General features: G+C 25.3%; 1 protein-coding gene. It reads right to left on the bottom strand.

Going from position 1 to position 829, the window contains the following annotated elements:
• Positions 1-775: ThiF family adenylyltransferase (locus CD111_RS12340; protein ID WP_206124266.1), on the bottom strand; the 775-nt coding region annotated here is incomplete at its 3' end.
• Positions 776-829: the final 54 nt, after the last annotated feature.

Raw genomic sequence — 829 nt, 5'->3', positions numbered from 1 at the left:
TTCTAGAAGTTATGACAATACTCTCTACTTCTAGTACAGCATATCCACTTTGAATCAATTTTATATTTGGATTTACAGAAAAAATATTTTCGATAATTTCTAAAGTTAAGAGGTAGTCATCAGCGAATAAAAACAAATAATCAAAAGAAGTTAAATCTACTATTTCATTTAAATGTTTAAAATTTTTAATAAATTCACTTTTCGATTGTATGTTGTAGTCTGGCGATAGGTTATTATATTTATCTTTTAAAATTTTTGCTTTAGATTTGCCAACATCAGCATAACTAAAATTTTGAGAGATAACATTATGTTCTTCAACAATATCGTTATCAATTAAAGTTGCATTATAAAATCCCATTTTCAACAATGCATCTAGAGTATAACTACCAGCTGTACCCAGACCTAAAAAACAAAATTTCAGATTTTTTGCATGATACTTATAGTCCTTATAAGCGGTATCTGGAAATGTACCTATAAAATTCGCAATTCTCTTCTCTTTATTTTCAATGGTAAATTCACTAGTCAGTATTTCTGCATATTTATTCCTTAATAGAAACTGAACAATACTATTCGAATCTTTTATTTCCATATTGCTACAATATCTTGATATTTCTTCTTCTGATTTTGGGTCACTTATAAATTTGAGTAATTCAAATAACTTTTCATCATTTTCAGATTTTATAATTTTTCTTAGATTTGTATTTGTATAGTAGAAAATAATTCCTTCGTTATTTAATGCCCAGAACAATCCTTTTTTAAGCATGATTTTATTCATATAATCAACTCCTTAAATAAAAAAATACCTTAGTTTTAAGGTATTTTTTTATTA

Source organism: Mammaliicoccus stepanovicii (assembly GCF_002902525.1).
Taxonomy (GTDB): domain Bacteria; phylum Bacillota; class Bacilli; order Staphylococcales; family Staphylococcaceae; genus Mammaliicoccus; species Mammaliicoccus stepanovicii.
Note: the sequence above shows the minus strand (reverse complement) of the source record. Positions and strands in the feature narration are given on the sequence as shown.